Here is a 4,600-nt window from a genome sequence, read left to right on the forward strand (position 1 = left end):
GGGTCCCACCCGCGACCGGCTGCTCGCGGCGCTGCCCTCGGGCGCGGGCGCGCGCCATGTCGCCGGGACCGGTGCCGTTCTGCGGGTCGGCGGCCAGGGTCCGGCCGTGGCCGTCCGCGCCGAGCTGGACGCCCTCGCGGTCACCGAGGCGACGGGCCTGCCCTGGGCGTCGGAGCACCCGGGCGCCATGCACGCCTGCGGCCATGATGTGCACATGGCCGCGCTGGTGGCGCTGGCCCGTGCCGTGGACGGCGTCGGCGGTCCGGCCCCCCTCCTCGCGGTGCTGCAACCCCGCGAGGAGACCTATCCGTCCGGGGCGCTGGAGATCGGCGAATCGGGCATCCTGGCGGATGAGGACTGCCGCGCCGTCATCGCGGCGCATGTGCAGCCGCTGCTGCCCACGGGAACCGTGGCCTGTACCGAGGGGGCCGTCAACGCCTCGTCCGACGAGTTCACCATCACCATGGAGGGCAGCGGCGGCCATGCGGCCTACCCCCACCAGACCACCGATCCGGTCGTGGCCCTGGCACACACGGTGGTGGCGCTGCAGAGTGTGGTCAGCCGCAGTGTCGACCCCATGGCCTCCGTCGTACTGAGCGTGACCACACTGTCGGCGGGAACGGCCGCGAACGTGATCCCCGACGCCGCCGTCGCCGTCGGCACGGTGCGCGCCATGGAGACCGGGGCGCGCCGTGCCACACTGCGCCGGCTGACGGAGGTCGTCGAGCTGGTGGCGCGGGCGAACGGATGTGTGGGCCGGGTGACGATCACCGGCGGAGAGCCGGTGCTGGAGAACGACGAGGGCATCGCCCGCGCGGCGGCCCCGCTGCTGCGGACGCTGGGCGCCGATGTGGACGGCACCCTGAGATCGGCCGGCTCCGACGACTTCTCGTACTTCTCCGAGCGCCTGCCGTCGCTGATGATGTTCGTGGGCACCCACGGCGGGACCGAGCGGCTGCATTCGGCCACGTTCGCCCCCGGCGACGAACACGTCGGGCAGGTGGCCCGGGCCCTGCTGGCCGGCTACCTCGCCGCCGCGACCACCATGGCCTCCCCGGAGCGGGGAACCGGTGGGGCCACGGCTCTGGTCCCGGACGGCCCCGCCGGACGACGCCGGTCGTGAGCACCACTCGGTCCGCACCCGCGGAGGGCCGGCGGCCTGCGGACGCCGCACCGCCGGCCGCCCCCCGGGACCCCGCCGGGGGCAACTGCCGGGCGGGGCGCCGCGTGGTTAACTGTGCTCCCGGAGGATCTCAACCATGACCAAGTCGCCGCAGTACGAGGCCGGTACGGGGGCCACCCCGACCGTCGCCGACCGCATCCGGGGGGTGCAGGAGTCCCTGTCCCCGGCCGAACTCAAGCTCTCCAGAGCGCTGTTGGCCAACTATCCCGCCGCGGGGCTGGAGTCCACCAACGCACTGGCGCAGAAGGTCGGCATCAGCGCCCCCACCGTGCTGCGGTTCATCGGCCGGATCGGCTTCGCCAAGTACCGTGACTTCCAGGGGGCTCTGCGGGCCGAGGTGCAGGCCCGCAGGGCGTCGCCGCTCACCCTGCCGGCGCGTATCACCGCGGACTCCGCGACCTCCGAGATTTCCACGCTGGTCGCGGACACCGCGAGTGAGGTGATCCGGCACACCTTCCACGGCCTGCCTGAGCACGAGTTCGAGCGGGCCGTCACGCTGCTGTGCGACAGCGCCAACCGGATCGTCCTGTTCGGCGGCCGGTTCTCCCACCTCCTGGCGACCTACCTGGACCTGCACCTCAGGCTGATGCGGCCGAGGACGTCCGTCCATGTACCCCACCCCAACAACGATCCCGGCTTCCTGCTGGACATAGGCCGCCGCACCGTCTGTGTGGTGTTCGACTTCCGCCGCTACCAGAAGGACACCATCGCGCTGGCCAGGGCCGCCCACAGCGGTGGGGCGAAGGTCGTCCTCATCACTGATCCCTGGCTCTCGCCCGCCGCCGACTTCGCCGACATCGTGATACCCGCCCGGGTCGAGGCCGTCGGGTCGTTCGACAGCATCGTGGCCCCCACAGCCCTTGTCGAGGCGCTCGTCTTCGCCGTGCACGCCCGCCTCGGCGGCGCGGCGGATCAGCGCATGCGGAGCATCGAGGCAGGCTTCGGCGACATCACCACGGATTGAGGTTGGCTGATCCGCCGGTGCGCGGCGCGTTGTCCGGTATGAACGTCGGCGGCCTGTGCGGCCGTTCAGCTATCAGGAGGTTTCGCCAGAGTGACGACCCGGCCCACTCCGCTGACGACCGGCGAGTTCCTGCGGAAGCGCACCCAGGACAAGGAACGCGGCGAACTCCGTGGCGGCGACGCGGCGGTCTTCCGGCGGCTGGACAGCCGGGAGTTCAGCCGTCTGCTGTCCAGGGCGTGCGCGGATGGTCTGTTCCCCGAGGAATTCGCCTGCGAGGTGGCCCGGCGGGCCGGGGCGGGTCGGTTACGGATGGGCGATCTGCGGGCTCTGCTGCTGGGCAGCACGGTCGCGGACCCGGTTGTGCGGGCGGCGCGGTCGGCCGCGTGGACGGCGCTGGCCACGGTCCCGGAGCGGGCCACGGCCGTTCTTACCGCGCAGACCCAGGCGGCGGAGGCGGTACTCGTGGTGCGCGAGCTGCCTGCCAGGTCCGGCCTGGGCCGTTTCGGGGCGCAGGCGGGGTGGCGTACGCCCGCCGGGTTCGCACACGGCATCGCCGCCTACGCCGACCAGCGCAGGGCGGCCCAGCACCTGGCCGCGGTGAGCCTGCTCGGGCATCTGTGTGCGGTTCAGCCGGTGGTGCAGGAGTCGGGCGACGGTGTGGAATGGGAGCCGGTCGCAGCCGGCGCTCCTGCGTCCGGAGCCGGGCCGGCCGCACGTTCCGCGGACGGTTTCCGCGCGCAGTTGCGGCAGGCGTGCGCGTTGACCGCTGTGGCGCCGGTCCTGGTCTCCGAGGTCGCAGCCCGGGCCAGGGCCGGGGTACTGGAACCGCCTGACCTGTACCTCGTGCTCTTCCAGGCGCGGGCACCGCAGTGGGAGCCGGCCCGCCGAGCCGTCGTCGACACGCTCGCCGCCTGCGGAGGGCCCGCGCCGGCGATCCTCGACCTCCACGCGGCAGACGCCGGACAGCCCGCCCCGGGCTACGAGGACACCGTCGTCGCCGGGGCCACCCAGGAGACGACACGGGTCAGGTCCCACGTGACATACGACCCCGGCACCGGTGCCCTGTGCGCGGACAGCGGGCCGGAGCGTTCGAAGAAGCGCGCCCGGCGCTCCGCCGCTCTCGCGGTCCTGGCCCGGCTGGCCGGGCTGCCGCTGCCGGAGCCCACGGACGAACCGGAGCAGGGGGCGCCGGCGGGGTCGCCGCTTCCCGGGAGGGATCCGGTCGGCGCGTTGGAGGAGTTCGCGCGGATCGAAATGATCACCGGCTTGGCCTTCGATGTCTCGCCCGGGTTCAGCGGCAAACAGCCGCTGTTCACCTGCCGGGCCACCTGCCGTTCGGCGGACCGGGAACTCACCTCGGCCGGGAGCGGGCTGAGCAAGGGTGCGGCCCGGGAGCAGGCGGCCCGCGCGCTGCTGGCCCTGATCGTCGCCGACGATGAGCCCCGGTCGGCCGCACCGGTCCAGGCGGTGCCCGCGATCAAACCGCTGCCCTCGGGCAAGGACCCCCTCGGCGCGTTGAACTCGTTGCGGCAGACCGGCGTGATCACGGACGTCGAGCCGGAGTACTCGGCCACCGGCCCGGCGCATCGGCCGCAGTTCGTGTGCGTCCTGTCGTGCCGTCACCAGGGCGGGCCGGTTCAGGCGCAGGGACGTGCCGCGAGCAAACGCGCCTCCTACCAGGACGCCGCGCGGGCGCTGCTCGCCCGCCTGGCGCTGGTGCCCGGCGGCCCGGCCGCGCCACCCGAGGACGTGGTGCCTGCGGACGTGGTGCCCAAGGCCGCGCCACCCGAGGACGCGGTGCCTGCGGACGTGCCACGCGAGGACGCGGCGCCTGCGGACGCGGTGCCCGCCGCGACCGCACCCGCGCTCGTGCCGCATCAGCGCGCCACGCCCGCGCGGACAGCGCCCGCCCGGACGCCGCAGGCCGCGCGCGTGCTCGCCGCTGCCCTCCGGGCGGGCGCCGCGGTGACCGCGGACCTGAGCGGCGGTGCCGTCCGGATGCTGGTCTTCAACCCTGACGGCGGTCCTCTGGCGGAGGCCGACCCGCCCACGCCGCTGCGCCCGGAGAGCGTCGAACTGGTGCTGCCCGGGATGGGAGTCGGCGTGCGCGCCTGCCCGGTCGTGGTGTGGCCGGTGCCGCTGCGGCTGCTGGCCGGGGTACTGGCCCGGCTGGACGACGACGGCCCGCACACCAGCGTACGGACCTGGCGGGCCGTCATCCGCCTGGGCCTTGAGGCCATCGCCGGCGCGCGCGTGCACCCGGGCACCGATCCCACGGGCCGGGACACCTGGCGCCTGGGTCCCCTTGACCCGGGGCAGCGGGCCGGTGCCGCCGGGCTCGCGGAGACCATGCCCCCGTACGCGCACTGCCTCCCCGCCGCCCGGAACCCGTACCGGCTGTGGGCACCCCGCATCGTGGTGCGTCGGGTCCTCGACGCCCTGGCCGACGCGGT

Annotated in this window: 2 protein-coding genes and 1 pseudogene; all 3 read left to right on the top strand. The window is 74.4% G+C overall.

Annotated features, from left to right (window positions below):
• Positions 1-1,123: M20 metallopeptidase family protein (locus tag ACWF94_RS26815; RefSeq protein ID WP_453493627.1), on the top strand; the 1,123-nt coding region annotated here is incomplete at its 5' end.
• A gap of 136 nt (positions 1,124-1,259) precedes the next feature.
• Positions 1,260-2,147: a MurR/RpiR family transcriptional regulator gene (locus ACWF94_RS26820; RefSeq protein ID WP_453493630.1), complete on the top strand. Its 888-nt coding sequence runs from the start codon at positions 1,260-1,262 to the stop codon at positions 2,145-2,147.
• 90 nt (positions 2,148-2,237) lie between these two features.
• Positions 2,238-4,600: pseudogene (locus ACWF94_RS26825) on the top strand (hypothetical protein); the annotation flags it as partial.

Source organism: Streptomyces sp. NPDC055078 (assembly GCF_053607985.1).

What these genes read in the sequence shown, in the direction of transcription:
- ACWF94_RS26820 (WP_453493630.1), top strand. Translation starts at nt 1,260, where the DNA reads ATGACCAAGTCGCCGCAGTACGAGGCCGGTACGGGGGCCACCCCGACC.